The 19,832-nt window shown below is 72.9% G+C and carries 16 protein-coding genes; 8 read left to right on the top strand and 8 right to left on the bottom strand.

The annotated features are described in order from the left end of the window. Positions 1-13: 13 nt before the first annotated feature. The gene (locus HLI28_RS13940; RefSeq protein WP_171248156.1) at positions 14-700 is read right to left on the bottom strand and encodes an HAD family hydrolase; all 687 of its coding nucleotides are present in this window, start codon (positions 698-700) and stop codon (positions 14-16) included. 9 nt (positions 701-709) lie between these two features. Further along, the gene (locus tag HLI28_RS13935; RefSeq protein ID WP_171248155.1) at positions 710-1,570 is read right to left on the bottom strand and encodes an SGNH/GDSL hydrolase family protein; all 861 of its coding nucleotides are present in this window, start codon (positions 1,568-1,570) and stop codon (positions 710-712) included. Positions 1,571-1,677: 107 nt separating this feature from the next. Here HLI28_RS13935 and HLI28_RS13930 point away from each other — a divergent pair, with 107 nt between their 5' ends. Continuing rightward, positions 1,678-2,781, top strand: a complete 1,104-nt coding sequence (locus tag HLI28_RS13930) for a carboxylate-amine ligase (RefSeq protein ID WP_246246740.1) — start codon at positions 1,678-1,680, stop codon at positions 2,779-2,781. 2 nt (positions 2,782-2,783) lie between these two features. Here HLI28_RS13930 and HLI28_RS13925 read toward each other — a convergent pair whose 3' ends face one another. The 4 genes from HLI28_RS13925 to dxs all read right to left on the bottom strand — a co-directional run bounded on the left by HLI28_RS13925 (position 2,784) and on the right by dxs (position 8,731). Continuing rightward, positions 2,784-3,521 (bottom strand): PIG-L deacetylase family protein, encoded by a 738-nt coding sequence (locus HLI28_RS13925; RefSeq protein ID WP_171248154.1) that lies wholly within the window; start codon positions 3,519-3,521, stop codon positions 2,784-2,786. Between the two features lie 31 nt (positions 3,522-3,552). Further along, positions 3,553-4,413 (bottom strand): pyruvate formate-lyase-activating protein, encoded by an 861-nt coding sequence (gene pflA, locus HLI28_RS13920; protein ID WP_171248153.1) that lies wholly within the window; start codon positions 4,411-4,413, stop codon positions 3,553-3,555. A gap of 1 nt (position 4,414) precedes the next feature. Beyond that, positions 4,415-6,676, bottom strand: coding sequence for a formate C-acetyltransferase (pflB, locus tag HLI28_RS13915; RefSeq protein WP_171248152.1), 2,262 nt, complete (start codon positions 6,674-6,676; stop codon positions 4,415-4,417). Between the two features lie 165 nt (positions 6,677-6,841). Then, positions 6,842-8,731 (bottom strand): 1-deoxy-D-xylulose-5-phosphate synthase, encoded by a 1,890-nt coding sequence (gene dxs, locus HLI28_RS13910; protein ID WP_171248151.1) that lies wholly within the window; start codon positions 8,729-8,731, stop codon positions 6,842-6,844. An 82-nt stretch (positions 8,732-8,813) separates the two neighbouring features. On the opposite strand from dxs, the gene HLI28_RS13905 reads away from it, so the two are divergent. The 6 genes from HLI28_RS13905 (at position 8,814) to HLI28_RS13880 (ending at position 15,121) form a co-directional block, all read left to right on the top strand. Next, positions 8,814-10,262 (top strand): GuaB1 family IMP dehydrogenase-related protein, encoded by a 1,449-nt coding sequence (locus HLI28_RS13905; protein ID WP_171248150.1) that lies wholly within the window; start codon positions 8,814-8,816, stop codon positions 10,260-10,262. A gap of 5 nt (positions 10,263-10,267) precedes the next feature. Beyond that, positions 10,268-10,966 carry an NUDIX hydrolase gene (locus HLI28_RS13900; protein WP_171248149.1) on the top strand — a complete coding sequence of 233 codons (699 nt, stop codon included), beginning with the start codon at positions 10,268-10,270 and terminating at the stop codon, positions 10,964-10,966. Continuing rightward, positions 10,966-11,880, top strand: a complete 915-nt coding sequence (locus HLI28_RS13895; protein WP_171248148.1) for an aminoglycoside phosphotransferase family protein — start codon at positions 10,966-10,968, stop codon at positions 11,878-11,880. The genes HLI28_RS13900 and HLI28_RS13895 overlap by 1 nt, the downstream gene beginning before the upstream one ends. Positions 11,881-11,947: 67 nt before the next feature. Next, positions 11,948-13,318, top strand: coding sequence for a hypothetical protein (locus HLI28_RS13890; protein WP_171248147.1), 1,371 nt, complete (start codon positions 11,948-11,950; stop codon positions 13,316-13,318). Between the two features lie 79 nt (positions 13,319-13,397). Continuing rightward, on the top strand, positions 13,398-13,778 hold the full coding sequence (locus HLI28_RS13885; RefSeq protein ID WP_171248146.1) for a PadR family transcriptional regulator: 381 nt from the start codon (positions 13,398-13,400) through the stop codon (positions 13,776-13,778). After that, positions 13,775-15,121 (top strand): permease prefix domain 1-containing protein, encoded by a 1,347-nt coding sequence (locus HLI28_RS13880; protein ID WP_171248145.1) that lies wholly within the window; start codon positions 13,775-13,777, stop codon positions 15,119-15,121. Before HLI28_RS13885 ends, HLI28_RS13880 begins: the two co-directional genes overlap by 4 nt. A 13-nt stretch (positions 15,122-15,134) precedes the next feature. On the opposite strand, the gene HLI28_RS13875 is transcribed toward HLI28_RS13880, so the two are convergent. Continuing rightward, positions 15,135-15,803: a TetR/AcrR family transcriptional regulator gene (locus tag HLI28_RS13875; protein WP_171248144.1), complete on the bottom strand. Its 669-nt coding sequence runs from the start codon at positions 15,801-15,803 to the stop codon at positions 15,135-15,137. 84 nt (positions 15,804-15,887) lie between these two features. Here HLI28_RS13875 and HLI28_RS13870 point away from each other — a divergent pair, with 84 nt between their 5' ends. Beyond that, entirely contained in the window at positions 15,888-16,742 is an 855-nt protein-coding gene (locus HLI28_RS13870; RefSeq protein ID WP_171248143.1) for an alpha/beta fold hydrolase, read from the top strand. A gap of 139 nt (positions 16,743-16,881) precedes the next feature. Here HLI28_RS13870 and acnA read toward each other — a convergent pair whose 3' ends face one another. Beyond that, entirely contained in the window at positions 16,882-19,635 is a 2,754-nt protein-coding gene (gene acnA / locus HLI28_RS13865; RefSeq protein ID WP_343035846.1) for an aconitate hydratase AcnA, read from the bottom strand. Between the last annotated feature and the right edge of the window lie 197 nt (positions 19,636-19,832).

The raw sequence follows: 19,832 nt of genomic DNA, 5'->3' as shown, positions 1-19,832 counted from the left end.
GCACCGCCCACCCTCAGACTAGACCCTGCGCCGAGCGGCTGTCCGGTTGAGCGGCACGCGCGGCGGCGAGCACCTCGCGCGTCGTCGCCGCGGCCACGTCCGGCGCGTCGCCGTGGGCGACGTCCCAGCGGCGTCCGTGCGACACCCAGCCCGTGCGCGTGCCGGCGGCCCGCCCGGCGGCGACGTCGGCGTGCCCGGCGTCCCCGACCATCCACACCCGGTCCCGGTCGGCGTCGGCCGCACCGAGCCGCTCCAGCGCGATCTCGAGCAGCGCGGGGTCGGGCTTCTCGACGCCCTCCTCCCCGGAGACGACGATCGCGTCGACACGGGCCTCGACGCCGCACCGGTCGATCTTGCCGCGCTGCTGGTGCGAGACGCCGTTGGTCACCACGGCCACCCGGTCCCCGCCGGCGCGCAGGGCGTCGAGGTCGTCGAGCACGCCGTCGTAGGCGCGGACGTGGTCGCGGATGCCGGCCCGGAAGCGGTCGACCGCCGCCGGGACGTCGTCGGCCCACCCGAGCCGCGCGATCAGCTCGCGGGCGACGTCGGCCTTGGGCGCGAAGCCGCCGTCGTCGGCGGCGACGATCGCGGCCAGGTCGTCGTCCGTCCCGCCGTCGTCGGCCACCGCGCGCGCCGCCCAGGCGGCGAAGGCCGCGTCCCGGGAGACGAGCGTGTTGTCCAGGTCCAGGAGCCAGATCATGGCGGCAGGTTACGCGGGGCGCCGCCACCGGCGGCGCGCCGTCCCGGCGAGCGGATCGGGCGGCCGGTGCCCGGGCGGGAGCTCCGCCCGCTCCCCCAGCGCCACCAGCACCGACGGCACCAGTGCCGCGGCCGTGCGCCGGTAGCCGAGCGCGCTGGGGTGGAACCGGTCGAGGCTGAAAGCCTCCTGCGGGGAGGACACGAAGAAGGGCCCGACGACCGCCGCCAGGGACACGGTGTGCGCCCCGGCCCGGCGGGCGGCCACGGACTGCGCGGCCGCGAGCTGCCGCGAGGCGCGCGAGCCGAGGGCCCGCAGCGGCTGCGGCACCGGCCGCAGCGCCCCGAGGTCGGGGCAGGTGCCGACGACGACGGCGCTGCCCCGCTCCTGCAGCCGCTCGACCGTCTCGACCAGGTGTCGCACGGAGGTCGCGACCGGTACGCGGTGGGTGACGTCGTTGCCGCCCACGACGACGACCGCCACGTCGGGCCGGTAGTCGTCGTCGAGCCCGTCCAGCTGGGTCCGCAGCGCCGACGACTCCGCACCCACCACGGCGGCGCAGCGCAGGCGGACGGGACGCTGGAGCTGCTGGGCGGCCCCGCGGGCGATCCGGGCTCCCAGGGTGTCCTTGCGTCGCTCGGCACCGAGCCCTGCCGCGACGGAGTCGCCGAGCACGAGCAGGTCCAGGGGGTCGCCCGGGTACCGGGCCCGCCAGACGCGGTCCGCGTCCGGCACCTCCTCGCCGAGGGCCTTCCCGATCCGTCGGCGGGCGATCGCGGCCTGGCGGCGCAGCACCACGACGGCGACTCCCGCCGTCACCGAGGCGGCGAGCGGGACGGTCAGTGCGGGGAGCGTGGTGCGTGGGCGACCCATGACCGCAGTTCAACCAGAAGCGTCTGAACGCCGGGTGACGCCACCCTGACGTGTCGGGGTCGGCGTCTCGGCGCGCGCTCGACCGGCGGGGGCACCATGATGCCGACATGACAGAACCGCGCACCATGGGTGTCGAGGAAGAGTTCCTGCTCGTCGGGCCGGACGGCTCACCGGTGGCGAAGGCCGCCGAGGCGTTGGCGGCGTCGGGCAACGACAACCGGGAGAGCGGCACCGGCGCCCTGGAGCCGGAGTTCATGGAGGAGCAGCTCGAGACGGCCACCCTCCCCCGGGCGTCGCTCGAGGAGCTCGCGCAGGAGATCCGGGCGGGCCGCGCCCGTGCTCAGGACGCCGCCGACCGCGTGGACGCGCGGGTCGCCGCGCTGGCGACCTCCCCGGTGCCCTTCACCGGCACGACGGTGTCGCGGCTGCGTTACCTGCAGGCCCGGCACACGTTCGGCATGACGGCGCGCGAGCAGCTCACCAGCGGGTGCCACGTCCACGTCTCCGTGGTCGACGAGGTGGAGGGCGTGGCCGTGCTGGACCGGATCGGTCCGTGGCTGGCGACGCTGCTCGCCCTGAGCACCAACTCCCCGTACTGGCAGGGCGAGGACAGCGACTACGCGAGCTTCCGCTCCCAGGTGTGGGCCCGCTGGCCCACGGCGGGCCCGACGCGCCGGTTCGGCACGCCCGAGGCCTACCACGCCGCGGTGGACGCGATCGTCGCCACCGACACCGTGCTCGACCACGGCATGGTGCACTTCGACGCCCGGCTGTCGCCGAAGTACCCGACGGTGGAGATCCGGGTGGCCGACGTCTGCCTGCACCCCGACACCGCGACGCTGCTCGCCGCCCTGACGCGAGGACTGGTCGAGACGGCCGCCCGCGAGGCGCTCGACGACGTCGAGGTCACGGAGACCTACCCCGAGCTCCTGCGCACGGCGGCCTGGCGGGCCGGCCGGTCCGGCCTGGAGGGGGACCTGGTCTCCCCGGTGACGTGGCGCCCCGCCCCGGCGCACGACGTCGTCGGCCAGCTCGTGGCGCACGTGCGCGACGCGCTCGTCGACGCCGGCGACCTGGAGTCCGTGACCGAGCTGCTGGGCCGGCTCTGGTCCACCGGTGGCGGCGCGGCGCAGCAGCGGGCCTGGTTCGCCGAGTCCGGCGGGGACCTGCACCGGGTCGCGGAGCGGGCCGTGGAGGTCACCCACTCCTGAGGTCACATGCTCAGCACCTCGAACGCGGTGGCGTGCTCGGTGCCGAACGCCTCGCCGTTCCCCCGCGTGATGCGCCCGAGGAACTCCGCCGGGTCGAAGTCCTGCCAGCCGAGCCCCTCGATGTAGGCGGCGTGCGCGCGCAGCGAGGCCACGCCGTCGTCGAACGTGTCGGTGACGTCGACGGCGTGGCCGGCGCGCGGTGACGCCGCGACCCAGACCTCCCGGACGCCGTCCCACCGCTCGAGGCCGTCGGTCAGCTGGTCGGTGAACACCCACCGGTTGCCCGCGTCACGCACGGCGTCGACGACGGCGCGGCCGACGGCGACGTGGTCGGCCTGGTTGAGGACGCCGCCGGGGAACTCCTCCCGGAAGTTCAGGGTGATGACGACCTCGGGGCGGTGGCGACGGATCGCGTGGGCGATCGCGGACCGCAGCGGCAGGCCGTACTCGACCACCCCGTCGGGGAAGCCGAGGAACTCGACGTCCTCGACCCCGACGACCCGCGCGGACTCGACCTGCTCCGCCTCGCGGACCCGCCGGGACTCGGTGGGCTCCATGCCGTCGATGCCCGCCTCGCCGCTGGTCACCATGACGTAGCCGATCCGTTTGCCCTGTCCGGTCCAGCGCGCGATGGCCGCCGCTCCCCCGAACTCCATGTCGTCGGGGTGGGCGACGACGACCAGGGCCGTGTCCCAGTCCTCGTCCAGCGGTGCCGGCGGTGCGGGTGCGGTGCTCCTCATGCCCCGACGGTACCCAGCGCCGCGCGCGGCGTCAGTACGTGGTCAACCCGCGCGAGCGGAACACCTCGCGCACGGCCTCGGTGGCCTCCGCGGAGGGCGGCTCGACGTCGTCCAGCTCGTAGGTCCGTCCGAGGTCCGCCCACTTGTCGCGCGCCATCTGGTGGAACGGCAGCACCTCGACCCGCTGCACGGTGCCGGGGCGCACGGCCTCGATCGCGGCGGCGTGCTCGGCCACGAGCTCGACGTTGCGCGGGTCGTCGGTCAGCCCCGGCACCAGCACGAACCGGATCCACACCGGGACGCCGCGCTCGGCGAGCCGCCGGCCGAAGGCCAGCGTCGGGGCCAGCGGCCGGCCGGTCACCCGCCGGTAGGTCTCCTCGTCGCCGGACTTGATGTCCAGCAGGACCAGGTCGGTGTCGTCGAGCATCTCGTCGGTGGCGTTCGCCCCGAGGAACCCCGAGGTGTCCAGGCAGGTGTGCACGCCCCGCTCCTTGGCACCGCGCAGGACGCGCGCGGCGAAGGCCGGCTGCATGAGCACCTCGCCGCCCGACAGCGTGATCCCGCCGCCGGTGGCGGCGAAGACGGCCCGGTACCGCTCGACGCGGGCCAGCAGGTCCTCGGCCAGGACGGGGCCGCCGTCCTTCATGGCGAGGGTGTCGGGGTTGTGGCAGTACAGGCACCGCAGGGGGCAGCCGGACAGGAACACGGTCATCCGCGTCCCCGGGCCGTCGACCGCGGTGACGAGCTCCCACGAGTGCACCGAGCCGAGCGCGCCCGAGCGCATGAGCTCCAGGCGCTCGGACCGCTCGACGTCGGTGGTCGCCAGCCCGCGCAGGCCGGCACCTGCCCGGCGCGCGCTGGGGGCGTCCAGGGGCGCCAGGCAGGTGGTCATCTCAGATCTCCCCGTGGAAGGTCCGGGCCAGCACGTCGAGCTGCTGCTCGCGGGTCAGCCGCACGAAGTTCACGGCGTAGCCCGAGACCCGGATGGTGAGCTGCGGGTAGTTCTCCGGGTGCTCCATGGCGTCCTCGAGCGTGGAGCGCACCAGCACGTTGACGTTCATGTGGTAACCGCCCGCGCCGAACGACGCGTCGAGCAGGCCGGAGAGGTTGGTGATCTGCTCCGCACGGGTCCGTCCCAGCCCCGCCGGCACGACGGTGTTGGTCAGCGAGATCCCGTCCTGGGCCGCCTCGTAGGGCAGCTTGGCCACCGACAGCGCGGAGGCGAGCATCCCGTGGGTGTCGCGCCCGTTCATCGGGTTGGCCCCCGGGGAGAACGGCTCGCCGGCGCGACGGCCGTCCGGGGTGTTCCCGGTGGCCTTGCCGTAGACGACGTTCGAGGTGATCGTCAGCACCGACTGGGTGGGCACGGCGTCGCGGTACATCCGGTGGCTGCGCACCTTGGCCATGAACGACTCCACCAGGTCCACGGCGATCTCGTCGGCGCGGTCGTCGTCGTTGCCGTAGGCCGGGTAGTCGCCCTCGGTGCGGTAGTCCACGACGATGCCGCGGTCGTCGACGACGGGGGTGACGGTGGCGTAGCGGATGGCCGACAGCGAGTCGGTGGCCACCGCCAGACCGGCGATCCCGCAGGCCATGGTGCGCAGCACGTCCTTGTCGTGCAGCGCCATCTCGAGCCGCTCGTAGGCGTACTTGTCGTGGGACCAGTGGATGCAGTTGAGCGCCTCGACGTAGGTGGCGGCCAGCCAGTCCATGGTCTGGTCGAACCGGGCACGGACGTCGTCGTAGTCCAGGGGCAGGCCCTCGGGCACCGGGGTGGCGACGGGCGAGACCTGCGCGCCCGTGATCTCGTCGCGCCCGCCGTTGATGGCGTAGAGCAGGGTCTTGGCGAGGTTCACGCGCGCGCCGAAGAACTGCATCTGCTTGCCGATCGCCATCGGGGAGACGCAGCAGGCGATGCCGGCGTCGTCGCCCCACGCGGTGCGGATCTCCTCGTCGGACTCGTACTGCACCGCGGAGGTGTCGATGGAGACCTGGGAGCAGAAGTCCTTGAACCCCTGCGGCAGGTCGGCCGACCAGAACACGGTCATGTTCGGCTCCGGCGCCGGCCCCAGGTTGTACAGCGTCTGCAGCATGCGGAACGAGTTCTTGGTGACCAGGGTGCGGCCGTCGGCGCCCATGCCGCCGATGGTCTCGGTGACCCAGGTGGGGTCGCCGGAGAACAGCGCGTCGTACTCGGGGGTGCGCAGGAACCGGACGATGCGCAGCTTGATGACGAAGTCGTCCATGATCTCCTGCGCGCGGGCCTCGGTGATCCGCCCGGCGGCGAGGTCGCGCTCGAGGTAGACGTCCAGGAACGTCGAGGTGCGCCCGAGCGACATCGCGGCACCGTTCTGCTCCTTGACCGCCCCCAGGAACCCGAAGTACAGCCACTGCACGGCCTCGACGGCGGTGCGCGCCGGGCCGGAGATGTCCACGCCGTAGGAGGCGGCCATCTCCTTGAGCTCGCCGAGCGCCCGGATCTGCTCGGCGTGCTCCTCGCGGGCCCGGGCCACCGTCTCGCTGAACGGCTCGACGTCGAGGGTCAGCTTGTCGAGCTTCTTGGCCGCGATCAGCTCGTCGACGCCGTAGAGCGCGACGCGCCGGTAGTCGCCGATGATGCGGCCGCGGCCGTAGGCGTCGGGCAGGCCGGTCACCACGTGCGAGCTGCGGGCGGCCCGGACGTTCGGCGGGTAGACGTCGAAGACGCCCTGGTTGTGGGTCTTGCGGTACTCGGTGAAGACCTTCTTGAGGTCCTGGTCGACCGGGTAGCCGTAGGTGTTGAGGGCTCCCTCGACCATCCGCCAGCCGCCGTTCGGCATGATCGCGCGCTTGAGGGGGGCGTCCGTCTGCAGGCCGACGATGATCTCGCTCGCGGGGTCGATGTAGCCCGGCTCGTGCGCCGTGATACCGGCCGGGACGTCGTAGGAGACGTCGTAGACGCCGTTCTCGCGCTCGACGGGGAACATCGCGCTCAGCCGGGCCCAGAGGGCGTCGGTGCGCTCGGTCGGCCCGGCCAGGAACGTCGCGTCGCCCACGTAGGGCGTGTAGTTGCGCTGGATGAAGTCCCGGACGTCGACCGTGTCGCACCACGGTCCGGGGACGAAACCTTCCCACGCGGTACCGGTGGTGGTCTGACGCTCTTCCTGGACGGTCATCGTCCCGCTCCTTCACGCTCGCTCGGTGATGCTTCCAGCGTATTCGTGAAGACCTTCACAAGCAATGGTCTGACCACAGGGCGGCCGAGACGTCCGTCACAGACCACCGGCCGCACCGTCTCACGGTGCGGCCGGTGGCGGGAACGGCTCAGGGGGGCGGAGAGCTCACTCCTGGGAGAGCGTCGCCAGCGCGTCGCGCACGGCGTCCTCGGCCTGCATGCGCTGCGCGGACATGATCTGCTCGCGGCTTGCGTGGTCGAGGAACTCCACCGGCAGGCCGGTGTGCGCGAAGGGCGTGCGGATCCCCTGCGCGGCGGCGCGCTGGGCGAGCATCGCGCCGACACCGCCGTCCACGACGCCGTCCTCCAGCGTGACGACGAGGTCGTGGTCGCCGGTCATCTTCACCAGGCGCTCCGGCGCCGGCAGCACCCAGGTCGGGGAGACGACGTCGACCGCCAGCCCGTGCGCCGCCAACGACTCCCCCGCCGCCAGACCGGCGGCGGCCATCGCACCGACGCCGACGACGAGGACGCGCGCGGGTGCGGAGGTGCCGTCGCCCGGGGTGTGCCGCGCCACGACGTCGACCCCCTCCAGCGTCTCGACGGCCTCGATCGACTCGTCGAGGGCGCCCTTGGGGTACCGGACGACGGTCGGCGCGTCGTCGACCTCCACGGCCGCGCGCAGGGCCGCGCGCAGCGTCGCCTCGTCGCGCGGGGCGGCCAGCCTCAGACCCGGGACGATGCGCAGCATCGCCATGTCCCACATGCCGTTGTGGCTGGGCCCGTCGGCGCCCGTGACGCCGGCCCGGTCGAGCACGAACGTCACGCCCGCCTTGTGCAGGGCGACGTCCATCAGCACCTGGTCGAAGGCGCGGTTGAGGAACGTGGCGTACACCGCCACCACCGGGTGCAGACCGGCGAACGCCATGCCGGCGGCCGACGTCGCGGCGTGCTGCTCGGCGATGCCGACGTCGAAGGTGCGCTCGGGGAACTCCTCGGCGAACGGCGCCATGCCGACCGGGTGCAGCATGGCCGCGGTGATCGCCACGACGTCGGGGCGGCGGCGCCCGATCTCCACGAGCTCCTCGGCGAACACCTGGGTCCACCCGAACCGCGACGGCGCGACCGGGAGCCCCGTCTCGGGGTGGATCTTGCCCACCGCGTGGAAGCGGTCGGCGACGTCCTCCTCCGCCGGGATGTAGCCGCGCCCCTTCTCGGTGATCGCGTGCACGATGACGGGTCCGCCGTAGGTCTTGGCCCGCCGCAGGGCGTGCTCCATCGCGCTGACGTCGTGGCCGTCGACCGGGCCGACGTACTTCAGCCCCAGGTCCTCGAACATCCCCTGCGGGGCGACGACGTCCTTGAGGCCCTTCTTCAGGCCGTGCAGCCAGCCGTAGGCGAAGCGTCCGGGCGGGCCGGTGCGCTGCAGCGCGCGCTTGCCCCACGCCAGGAAGGCCTCGTAGCCACGGGTCGTGCGCAGCGTGGCCAGGTGGTCGGCCACGCCGCCGATGGTCGGCGAGTACGAGCGGCCGTTGTCGTTGACGACGATGACCAGCCGGCGGTCGCGCCCGGCCGCGATGTTGTTGATGGCCTCCCAGGCCATGCCACCGGTCAGGGCGCCGTCCCCGATCACCGCGACGACGTGCTTGTCGTCGTGGTGCCCGATCTCATTCGCCTTGGCGATGCCGTCCGCCCAGGACAGGGCCGTCGACGCGTGGGAGTTCTCCACGACGTCGTGCTCGGACTCCGACCGGCTCGGGTACCCGGACAGGCCGCCGCGCTTGCGCAGGTCGGCGAAGTCCTGGCGCCCCGTGAGCAGCTTGTGCACGTAGGACTGGTGGCCGGTGTCGAAGACCAGCGTGTCCCGCGGCGAGTCGTACACGCGGTGCAGCGCGATCGTCAGCTCGACCACGCCGAGGTTCGGCCCGAGGTGCCCGCCCGTGCGGGAGACGTTGTGCACGAGGAAGTCGCGGATCTCGGTGGCCAGCTGCCGCGTCTGGGCCGGACCGAGCCTGCGCACGTCCTCGGGCGCGGTGATCGTGCTCAACAGCCCCATACGTTCCTCCTGCAGATCATCAGACAACTCTAAGTGCTGTTCGTGACGTCCCGGTGCAGCGGATGCGCGGTAGATTCGAAGGGTGCGTTTCCTCCCGGGCCAGCAGCCCACCACCGACCTGACCTACGGCGACGTCTTCATGGTGCCGTCCCGCTCGGACGTCACCAGCCGGTTCGACGTGGACCTGTCCAGCGACGACGGCACCGGGACGACGGTCCCCGTCGTGGTGGCGAACATGACGGCCGTCGCCGGCCGCCGCATGAGCGAGACCGTGGCCCGCCGCGGCGGCATCGCCATCCTCCCCCAGGACATCCCGGCCGACGTCGTGGCCGACGTCGTGGCGGACGTGAAGTCCAAGGACCCCGTCGTCGAGACCCCGGTCGTGGTGACCCCGACCGACACCGTCGCCGACGTGCTCTCCCTGCTGGGCAAGCGGTCGCACGGCGCCGCCGTCGTGGTCGACGCGGGCCGCCCCGTCGGCGTGGTGACCGAGGACGACTGCACCGCCGTGGACCGGTTCGCCCGCGTCGCCACCGTGATGTCGACGGACCTGGTGACCCTCGACGCCAAGGAGATCGAGGACGACGGCCTGCCCGCCACGTTCGAGCGGCTGCACGCCGCGAAGATCCAGCTCGCCCCCGTCGTGCGCGACGGCGTGCTGGCCGGGGTGCTCACCCGCAAGGGCGCCGTGCGCTCGACCGTCTACTCCCCCGCCCTGGACGCCCGCGGTCGGCTGCGCATCGGTGCCGCCGTCGGCATCAACGGCGACGTCGCGGCCACCAGCCGCGAGCTGCTGGACGCCGGGATCGACGTGCTCGTCGTCGACACGGCGCACGGCCACCAGGACAAGATGATCGCCGCGCTGCAGGCGGTCCGGTCCGTCGACCCGCAGGTGCCGGTCGTGGCCGGCAACGTCGTGACGGCACAGGGAGTGCGCGACCTCGCCGCCGCGGGGGCCGACATCATCAAGGTGGGTGTCGGCCCGGGCGCCATGTGCACCACGCGGATGCAGACCGCCGTCGGGCGCCCGCAGTTCTCGGCCGTGCTGGAGTGCGCGGCCGCCGCCCGTGAGCTGGGCAAGCACGTCTGGGCTGACGGCGGCGTGCGGCACCCGCGCGACGTCGCCCTGGCGCTGGCCGCCGGCGCGTCGCAGGTGATGGTCGGCTCCTGGTTCGCCGGGACCTACGAGTCCCCGGGCGACCTGCACGAGGACGGGTCGGGCCGGCTGTACAAGGACTCGTTCGGCATGGCCTCGGCACGGGCCGTCGCCGCGCGCACCGCGGGCGAGGGGTCGGCGTTCGACCGCGCCCGCAAGGCGCTGTACGAGGAGGGCATCTCGACCGGCAAGATGTACCTGGACCCCCGCCGGCCGGGTGTCGAGGACCTGCTCGACGAGATCACCTCCGGCCTGCGCTCGAGCTGCACGTACGCCGGGGCGCGCACCCTGGCCGAGTTCGCCGACCGCGCCACGGTGGGCATCCAGTCGGCCGCCGGGTTCGCCGAGGGCATGCCCCTGCCGACCTCCTGGTGACCGGGGTGACCGACCGTCCCGACCCGGCGCGCGACCAGCTGGCGGCCCTCGCCCGCGACGGCTCGTTCGCGGGCCCCTGGCCGCACGCCCGCGGCGAGCTCGACCCGCGGCTCGCGCGTCCGGCGTCCGTCCTCGTGCTGTTCGGCGTCCTGGACGGGCTGCCCTCGGACCACCACGCGCAGGCGCAGGCCGTCTCGCACGACCTCGACGTGCTGCTGCTCTCCCGGGCGGCGACGCTGAGCTCGCACGCCGGCCAGGTGGCGTTCCCCGGCGGGCGCGCGGACGCGGACGAGGACGCGGTGTCGGCCGCGCTGCGCGAGGCCCGCGAGGAGACCGGCGTCGACCCCGCGGGGATCGAGGTGCTGGGCACGCTGGCCACGCTGCCGATGCCGGTGAGCAACCACGTCGTCACGCCCGTGCTGGCCTGGTGGACGCGCCAGTCCCCCGTCGGGGTCGTCGACCCGGCCGAGTCCTCGCACGTGTTCCGCGCCCCGGTCGCGGACCTGCTCGACCCCGACCGGCGCGTGACCACGGTGCTGCGGCGGTCGGGCCAGGTCTGGCGCGGCCCGGCGTTCCGGGTGCACGACGCGGGCACCGACCACCTCGTCTGGGGCTTCACCGCGGGCGTCCTGGACGCGCTGTTCGACCACCTGGGCTGGACCGAGCCGTGGGACCGGGGGCGCGAGATCGAGCTCGACCCCTGATGGCGGCGGCCGAGATCGAGATCGACGTCGGCCTGGTCCGCGCGCTGCTGGAAGCCCAGCACCCGGACCTGGCCGACCGCCCGCTGCGGGTCGCCGCCGAGGGCTGGGACAACGTCATGGTCCGCCTGGGCGGCGACCTCGCCGTCCGGCTGCCGCGCCGCGAGCCGGCGGCGCCGCTCGTCGTGCACGAGCAGGAGTCCCTGCCCTGGCTGGCGGCGCGGCTGCCCGTGCCCGTCCCGGCGCCGGTCCGCGTCGGGGTGCCGAGCACCGACCCGGCGTACCCGTGGCACTGGTCGGTGGTGCCGTGGTTCGCAGGGCACCGCGCGGCGGACGTCCCGCGTCCCCGACGGCAGCGCCTGGCCGCACCGCTGGCCGCGTTCCTCGACGCCCTGCACGCACCGGCCCTCGACGCGCCGGTCAACCCGGTGCGCGGCGTGCCGTTGACCACCCGGGACCAGGCCGTCCGCCGCCGGCTCGCCGACCCGCGGGTCGGGTCCGCCGCCCGGCTCGCCGCGGTGTGGGAGGACGCGCTGGCCGCCCCGCTCCACGACGGGCCGGCGGTCTGGGTGCACGGCGACCCGCACCCCGGCAACGTCGTCGTCGGTGACGACGACGGTCTCGCCGCCGTGGTCGACTTCGGGGACGTCACCTCCGGCGACCCCGCCACGGACCTCGCCACCGCGTGGCTGACCTTCGACGATGCCGGGCGGGCGGAGTTCCGGCGTGCCCTCGCGCACCGCTACCCCGCCGACGACCCGGTGTGGGTGCGCGCCCGCGGGTGGGCGGTGGCCATGGCGAGCGCGATGGTCGTCGACTCGTCCGCCGAGCACGCCTGGCTGCCCCCGCTGGGCGTCGAGAGCCTGGACCAGGTGCTCGCCGACGCGTCGGCCGATGACGCCGCCTCCCGGCACTGACGCCTCCTGCGTGGTGAGGCGCCGTCCCCGGCGTTTCAATGGGAGGAGAGCGAGGAGCGGCGGAGCCATGAGCAGCGACCGAGGGCGCGGGACAGGGCACCCGGCGGGCTCCGAGCAGTCGGCGGAGGCTCGTCTCGAGAGCTGGCGCGAGGCGCTGCGGCGGCACGAGGCCGACGACGTCGAGGGGCGCACCGCACGCCTCCGGTCCCGGATCGCCACGCTGCAGGAGGCCGGGCTCGACGACGACGAGGCGTTCCTCGTGGCCGTGATGCGCGTCGACCGGGAGGACCCGGTGGCGCGCGAGGTCGCCCGTGAGCAGGCGGCGGTGTTCTGGCGGCGGTTCGACCGGTCACCGGCTGCCCCGGGCGGCACCACGGTCGACTGGCGGGGGGTCGGCGTGGTGGCGGCGCTGGCCGTCGGCGCCGGCGTCAGCGTCAAGGTGGGGGTCGCCCAGCTCGACAGCACGGCGTTCGGCCACAACGTCGCCCTGCTCGTGGCGCCGTTCCTCGGCGCCTACTTCGCCTGGAAGCGGCGGGTGTCGTGGCGCACCGCGGCGGTGCTGCTGCTCCTGACGGCCGTCCTCGCCGTGGCGATCAACGTCTACCCGTTCGACGTCGGCGGGTCGACGGGCTTCCTCGCCGCGGTGCACGCACCGATCGTGCTCTGGGGGCTGATCGGCGTCGCGTACGCGGCGGGCAGGTGGCGCTCGACGGCGGGCAGGCTGCAGTACCTGCGCTTCACCGGCGAGCTGGTGGTCTACTACGCCCTGATCGCCCTGGGCGGCGGCCTGCTCGTCGGGCTCACGATCGGTCTGCTGACCCTGGCCGACGTGGAGTTCCAGGGGGTGATCGAGGACTGGGTGCTGCCGATGGGCGTCCCCGGCGCGCTGCTCGTCGCGGCGTGGCTCGTCGAGGCCAAGCAGGAGGTCGTGGAGAACATCGCCCCGGTGCTGGCGAAGATCTTCGTCCCGCTGACCACGATCACGCTGCTCGTGAGCGTCGCCGTCCTGGGGGCGGTGGGCAGCCTGACCACCGTCGACCGCGAGTTCCTCGTCACCCTGGCCTCGGTGCTCGTCGTCGCGCTGGCGCTGCTGCTGTACGCGGTCGCCGCCCGCACCCCGGGTCGGCGGCCCGGCTTCTTCGACGGAGTCCTGCTGGCGATGACGGTGGCGGCCACCGCCGTCGACGGCGTGGTGCTGACCGCGATGGTCGCCCGGACCGCCGCGTTCGGGGCGAGCCCGAACAAGGTCGCCGTGCTCGGTCTCGGCGTGCTGATGGCGGTCCACCTGGTCTGGTCGGCCTGGCTGCTGGTCTCCATGCTGCGGCGGCGCGACGGGGTCGCGGGCCTGGACCGCTGGCAGGCCGCGGTCCTGCCCTTCTACGTCGGGTGGGCGTTCCTCGTCGTGGTCGCGTTCGGCCCGCTCTTCGGCTTCGTCTGACCCGGGACGCTCCCGCACCTCTTGCGATACCTCGCAGCTCGAGGGTTTAATACCTCGTACATCGAGGGATAGAGGCGCTATGCACATCGACAAGGATCTCGTCGCGGCCTCCGCGACACCGCTCGTGCTCGGCATCCTCGCTGAGGGCGAGTCGTACGGGTACGCGATCGCCAAACGCGTCGCCGAGCTGTCCGGCGGCCGGATGAGCTGGACGGACGGCATGCTCTACCCCCTGCTGCACCGCCTGGAGCGCAACGGCCTGGTCGAGGCGTCGTGGGGACGCTCAGGATCCGGCCGGCGTCGCAAGCACTACGCCCTCACCCCGGCCGGGCACGAGGCCCTGGCCGAACGACGCCGGCAGTGGGACGTGGTCGCCGAGACGCTCGGCGAGGTCTGGCGCACCCTGTCCGACGTGCCGGCGCCCCAGGCCGGACCGGCGACGGCCGGAGGGACGGCATGAACGCCCCGGAGGTCCTCGAGGCGCAGATCGACCGCTGGCGGGACTACGTCCGGCGGCACCGTGCGGTCGCGCCGGACGACGTCGACGAGATGACCGACCACCTGCGCGAGCGCATCGACGACCTGCGCGCCGCCGGGCTCGACGACGAGGAGGCGTTCCTCGTGGCGGTCAAACGGATGGGACGTCTCGACGCCGTCTCCCGCGAGTTCGCCCGTGCCCACTCGGAGCGACTGTGGAAGCAGCTCGTCCTGCTCCCCGACGGCACCGAGGAGGACGTTTCCCCCGCGCGGCGGGAGCTGGCGGTCGTCCTCGCCTGCGCCGTCGGCGCCGGGCTGGCGGTCAAGGCGGGTGCGACGTTCCTCGACGAGGGGGCGTTCCTGACCAACCTGGGTCTGCTCGTGGCCCCGTTCGTCGCGGGGTACCTCGGCTGGAAGCGGCGCCTCGCGGCGTCCACCACCGGTGTGCTGGTCACCGGCCTCGTGGTCCTCGCCGCGGTCCTGAACCTCTACCCCTACACGGTCGACGGGTCCACGCTCGCCCTGGCCGCCCTGCACGCGCCGGTGGTGCTGTGGGCGCTGGTGGGCGTCGCCTACGCCGGCGGCCGCTGGCGCTCGCCGGACCGCCGGATGGACTTCGTCCGGTTCACCGGCGAGCTGGCGATCTACTTCGTGCTGCTGGCCCTGGGCGGCGGGGTGCTGGTCGGGCTGACGGCCGGCCTGTTCAGCCTCACCGGCCTCGACCTCGAACCCGCGCTCGAGCAGTGGATCCTGCCGGTGTGCGTCCCCGGCGCGTTCCTCGTGGCGGCCTGGCTCGTCGAGGCCAAGCAGGAGGTCGTGGAGAACATCGCCCCGGTGCTGACCCGGGTCTTCACCCCGCTCACCACGCTGACGCTCGTGGCCTGCCTGGTGGCGCTGGCCACCGCCGGCGACCTCACCACCGTCGACCGCGAGCTGCTCATCCTCATGGACGGGGTGCTGCTGCTCGTCCTGGCACTGGTGATGTACTCGGTCTCGGCCCGGGACCCGCTGGCGCGTCCGGGGCTGTTCGACGGCCTCCAGCTCGGCCTGGTCACGGTGGCCCTGGCCGTGGACGCCGTCGCCCTGACCGCGATGCTCACCCGGATCGCCGAGTTCGGGGCGAGCCCGAACAAGGTCGCCGCCCTCGGGCTGAACCTGCTGCTGGCCGTCCACCTCGCACGCTCGGCGTGGCTGCTGCTCGGCCTGCTCCGGCACCGTCGCGCCTTCGGCGACCTCGAGCGCTGGCAGACCGCCTACCTCCCGGTCTACGCGGCCTGGGCGGCGCTGGTCGTCGTCGCGTTCGGCCCGCTGTTCGGTTTCGTGTGACCGTCCGCGGGGATCAGCGCAGCCGCTCCGGGTCGGCGCCGTGGGCCACCAGCATCGTCCGCACGGCCGCCAGCGCCCGCGCGTAGGCGCCGTCGTCGTCCAGCAGCAGCGACCGGTCGTTGGCCGTGCCGAGCAGTGCCACGACCTCGAAGACCACCTGGGCCGGGTCGACGTCGGCGGCCAGGTCGCCGGCGTCGACCGCCAGGGTGACGTGGTGCTGCAGGTACCCGTCCCACTCGCGGCGCACCGCCACGACGGCGTCGCGCACGGCACCGGGCCGCGAGTCCACCTCGGTCTCCACCGCCCGGAAGAAGCACCCGCCGGCGAAGGTCCGGGTGCGCGAGTACTCGCTCCACCCCTGCGCGAGCGCCCAGACGCGGTCGAGTCCCGGCGCCGCCGCGCGTGCCGGGGCGATCACCGCGTCGAGGAAGATGTCGCGCGCGTGCTGCACGAGGGCGATCTCGAGGCCCTCCTTGTTCCCGAACAACCCGGCGATCGCGCTCTTGGTGGTCGTGGTCTCCGCCGCGAGCGTCCCGAACGTCAGCCCGGCGAGCCCGTCCGCGGAGGCGCGCTGGACGGCGTGGTCCAGCACCGCGGCGCGGGTGCGGTCACCTCGGCGCCGCCGACCGTCCGACGACGGGGCGACGGTGGCGGCTTCCGGCTCGGGTGCGTGGATGGTCATGACACGAGTATACGAGAAATCTTTACGTACGATCGTTCAGATAGTGCTATGGTGGTTACGTCCAGCCGTTCGAGGAGGTACACCGTGGTTCCTGCACCGTTGCGCGCGACGTTCCGCACGCTGTCCGTCGTCGCTCCCCCGGTCGCCACCGGCATCGCCGCGCGACTCTTCACCCAGGTCGGCCCGCGGGCCCGGGTGCGCCCCGCCGACCAGGACGTCCACGACGCCGCACGCCGCGGCACGGTCGAGGTCGACGGCCTCACGGTGACCACCTACCAGTGGGGCGAGACCTCCCCCGGGGCACCCAGCGTGCTGCTCGTGCACGGCTGGCAGCGTCGCGCGAGCCGCTTCGGTGCGCTCGTGCGCGCGCTGGTCGAGGCCGGGTGGTCGGTGGAGTCCTACGACGGCCCCGCCCACGGCGAGTCCGACGGCGACCGCCTCACGGTCGTGGAGCACATGGCGGCCATGCACGCGATGCAAACGCGGCACGGCGCGTACACCGCCGTCGTCGGCCACTCCCTCGGCGCGTTCACGGCCGGGCTCGCCCTGCACGAGGGCTTTCGGGCCGAACGCTTCGCCTCGCTGGCCGGACCCACGAGCTTCGACTCCGTCACGGCGACCTACATGCGGCTCGTCGGCATCGCGCCCCGCCTGCTGGACCGGCTGTGCGACGACATCACCCGCCGGGAGTTCCCCGGCCAGGACGGTCTGCGCGACCGCTTCGACCTGCGCCGCCACCCGGTGCCGGAGCACGTCGGGACGCTCTTCGTCCAGGACGCCGACGACCGGATGCACGGCGCCGAGGAGGCGTACGCGCTACACGCGGCGCACCCGGGCAGCGAGCTGATGATCACCGAGGGCCAGGGCCACAACGGCGTCCTCGACGACGAGACCGTCGTCAAGACCGTCGTCGACCACCTCACCCGCGTCACCGTCTGACCCGTGCAGTTGTGGGCATGATTTCTGCGGGTCCGAAGCGCTCCGGACCCGCACAATCCATACCCACAGACGAGGGCACGACGACGCCCCGCCGCTCTCCAGGAGCGACGGGGCGTCGTCGTGCGGGCCGGAGCCGGTCTCAGTCGACCAGCGAGCGCAGCACGTACTGCAGGATGCCGCCGTTGCGGTAGTAGTCCGCCTCACCCGGGGTGTCGATGCGGACCACGGCGTCGAACTCGACGGTGCTGCCGTCGTCCTTGGTCGCCGTGACCTTCAGCGTCTCCGGGGTCTCGCCGTCGTTGAGAGCGGTGATGCCGGCGATGTCGAACGTCTCGGTGCCGTCAAGACCGAGGGAGTCGACGGACTCCCCGGCCGGGAACTGCAGCGGGAGCACGCCCATGCCGATGAGGTTCGAGCGGTGGATGCGCTCGAACGACTCGGTGATGACCGCCTTGACGCCGAGCAGCGCGGTGCCCTTCGCCGCCCAGTCGCGCGAGGAGCCGGAGCCGTACTCCTTGCCGCCGAGGACCACCAGCGGGGTGCCCTGCTCGGCGTAGTCCTGCGCGGCGTCGTAGATGGTGTCCTGCTCGCCGGTGACGAAGTTGTGGGTGAAACCACCCTCGACGCCGTCCAGCAGCAGGTTCTTCAGACGGATGTTGGCGAACGTGCCACGGATCATGACCTCGTGGTTCCCGCGGCGCGAGCCGTAGGAGTTGAAGTCACGCCGCGCGATCCCGTGCTCGGCCAGGTACTTGCCCGCCGGGCTGTCCGGCTTGATCGCACCGGCCGGCGAGATGTGGTCGGTGGTGACCGAGTCGCCGAGCTTGGCGAGCACCCGGGCGCCGGTGATGTCCTCGACCGGCGCCGGCTCGGCGCCCATGCCCTCGAAGTACGGAGGACGACGCACGTAGGTGGACTCGGTGTCCCAGGAGAACGTGGAGCCCTCGGGGGTCTCCAGCGCGCGCCAGCGGTCGTCACCGGTGAAGACGTCGGCGTAGTCCTTCTCGAACATCTTGCGGTCGATCGACGACTCGATCGTGGCCTGGACCTCCTCCGGCGTGGGCCAGATGTCCTTGAGGAAGATCGGCTTGCCGTCCTCGTCGCGGCCCAGCGGGTCGGCGTCGAAGTCGAACTCCATGGTGCCGGCCAGGGCGTAGGCGATGACCAGCGGCGGCGAGGCCAGGTAGTTCATCTTCACGTCCGGGTTGATCCGGCCCTCGAAGTTGCGGTTGCCGGACAGCACCGAGACGACGGCGAGGTCGTTCTCCTGGACCGCCTCGGAGACCTTCTCGTCCAGCGGGCCCGAGTTGCCGATGCACGTCGTGCAGCCGTAGCCCACCAGGTGGAAGCCGAGCTTCTCCAGGTACGGCCACAGGCCGGCCTTCTCGTAGTAGTTGGTCACGACCTGCGACCCGGGGGCCATCGAGGTCTTCACCCAGGGCTTGGAGACCAGGCCCTTGTCGACGGCGTTCTTGGCCAGCAGCGCCGCGGCGAGCATGACCGACGGGTTCGAGGTGTTGGTGCAGGAGGTGATCGAGGCGATCGCCACCGCGCCGTGGAACAGCTCGAACTCGCGCCCCTGGGAGTCGGTGACGGGCACCGTGCGGCGCACCTGGTCGTGGGTCGACGGCGAGTCGGAGGCCGGGAAGGACTCGATCTCGGCCTCGTCCACGGAGTCGACGACGTCGGAGGCGTAGTTCGGCAGGTCGCGGGCGAACGCGGCCTTGGCGTGCGTCAGCTCGATGCGGTCCTGCGGACGCTTCGGGCCGGCGATGGACGGCACGACCGTCGACAGGTCGAGCTCCATGTACTCCGAGAAGGTCGGCTCGACGTAGTCGTCCGAGCTCGGGTCCAGCCAGAGTCCCTGCTCCTTGGCGTAGGCCTCGACGAGGGCGAGCTGGTCCTCGCTGCGGCCGGTCAGGCGCAGGTAGTCGATGGTGACGTCGTCGATCGGGAAGATCGCGGCGGTCGAGCCGAACTCCGGCGACATGTTGCCGATGGTGGCGCGGTTGGCCAGCGGCACCTGGCCGACGCCGGAACCGTAGAACTCGACGAACTTCCCGACGGCGCCGTGCTGGCGCAGCATCTGGGTGATCGTCAGCACGACGTCGGTGGCGGTGACGCCGGCGGGGATCTCGCCGGTCAGCTTGAAGCCGACGACGCGCGGGATGAGCATCGAGACCGGCTGGCCGAGCATGGCCGCCTCGGCCTCGATGCCGCCGACGCCCCAGCCGAGCACGCCGAGACCGTTGACCATCGTCGTGTGCGAGTCGGTGCCCACGCAGGTGTCCGGGTAGGCGCGCAGGACGCCGTCGACCTCACGGGTCATGACGGTGCGGGCCAGGTACTCAATGTTGACCTGGTGGACGATGCCGGTGCCCGGGGGGACGACCTTGAAGTCGTCGAACGCCGTCTGGCCCCAGCGCAGGAACTGGTAGCGCTCGTGGTTGCGCTCGTACTCGAACTCGACGTTGCGCTCGAAGGCCTCGGTCGTGCCGGCGACGTCGATCTGCACGGAGTGGTCGATGACCATCTCGGCGGGTGCGAGCGGGTTGATGCGGGTGGGGTCTCCACCGAGCTCCTCGACCGCCTCGCGCATGGTGGCCAGGTCGACCACGCAGGGCACGCCGGTGAAGTCCTGCATGATGACGCGGCCCGGGGTGAACTGGATCTCGGTGCTGGGCTGGGCGTCCGGGTCCCAGTCGGCCAGGGCGCGCACGTGGTCGGCGGTGATGTTCGCGCCGTCCTCGGTGCGCAGCAGGTTCTCGGCGAGGATCTTCAGCGAGTACGGGAGGCGCTCGAGCCCCTCGACCGCGGAGAGCCGGAAGATCTCGTAGGAGTTCCCTCCGACGTCCAGGGTTCCCTTCGATCCGAATGTGTCCACGCTGCTCACTGCGGCTCCTTCTCGGGGGCTTTCCGGCGGACGGGACCCGACCTGCGCTGGTCGCAGCGGTTCCGACGCCGTCTCGTGCGGGGGCTGTCCCAGCGTACGCAGAGGTCGCCGGGCTGTGCCCAGCATAGCCCATATATCTTGACGTCAAGATACTTAGGCGTGCCTCACCCGGAACGCGTGGCACGCGCGCGGCGTTG

This window comes from Isoptericola sediminis, assembly GCF_013085345.1.
In the GTDB taxonomy this organism is placed as follows: Bacteria; Actinomycetota; Actinomycetes; order Actinomycetales; family Cellulomonadaceae; genus Isoptericola; species Isoptericola sediminis.
This window is presented reverse-complemented; position numbering and strand designations above follow the sequence as displayed.

Bases quoted from the DNA above. Each gene is read 5' to 3' on its own strand.
- HLI28_RS13940 (WP_171248156.1), bottom strand. From the start codon at position 700: ATGATCTGGCTCCTGGACCTGGACAACACGCTCGTCTCCCGGGACGCG.
- HLI28_RS13935 (WP_171248155.1), bottom strand. From the start codon at position 1,570: ATGGGTCGCCCACGCACCACGCTCCCCGCACTGACCGTCCCGCTCGCC.
- HLI28_RS13930 (WP_246246740.1), top strand. From the start codon at position 1,678: ATGACAGAACCGCGCACCATGGGTGTCGAGGAAGAGTTCCTGCTCGTC.
- HLI28_RS13925 (WP_171248154.1), bottom strand. From the start codon at position 3,521: ATGAGGAGCACCGCACCCGCACCGCCGGCACCGCTGGACGAGGACTGG.
- pflA (WP_171248153.1), bottom strand. From the start codon at position 4,413: ATGACCACCTGCCTGGCGCCCCTGGACGCCCCCAGCGCGCGCCGGGCA.
- pflB (WP_171248152.1), bottom strand. From the start codon at position 6,676: ATGACCGTCCAGGAAGAGCGTCAGACCACCACCGGTACCGCGTGGGAA.
- dxs (WP_171248151.1), bottom strand. From the start codon at position 8,731: ATGGGGCTGTTGAGCACGATCACCGCGCCCGAGGACGTGCGCAGGCTC.
- HLI28_RS13895 (WP_171248148.1), top strand. From the start codon at position 10,966: ATGGCGGCGGCCGAGATCGAGATCGACGTCGGCCTGGTCCGCGCGCTG.
- HLI28_RS13890 (WP_171248147.1), top strand. From the start codon at position 11,948: ATGAGCAGCGACCGAGGGCGCGGGACAGGGCACCCGGCGGGCTCCGAG.
- HLI28_RS13885 (WP_171248146.1), top strand. From the start codon at position 13,398: ATGCACATCGACAAGGATCTCGTCGCGGCCTCCGCGACACCGCTCGTG.
- HLI28_RS13880 (WP_171248145.1), top strand. From the start codon at position 13,775: ATGAACGCCCCGGAGGTCCTCGAGGCGCAGATCGACCGCTGGCGGGAC.
- HLI28_RS13875 (WP_171248144.1), bottom strand. From the start codon at position 15,803: ATGACCATCCACGCACCCGAGCCGGAAGCCGCCACCGTCGCCCCGTCG.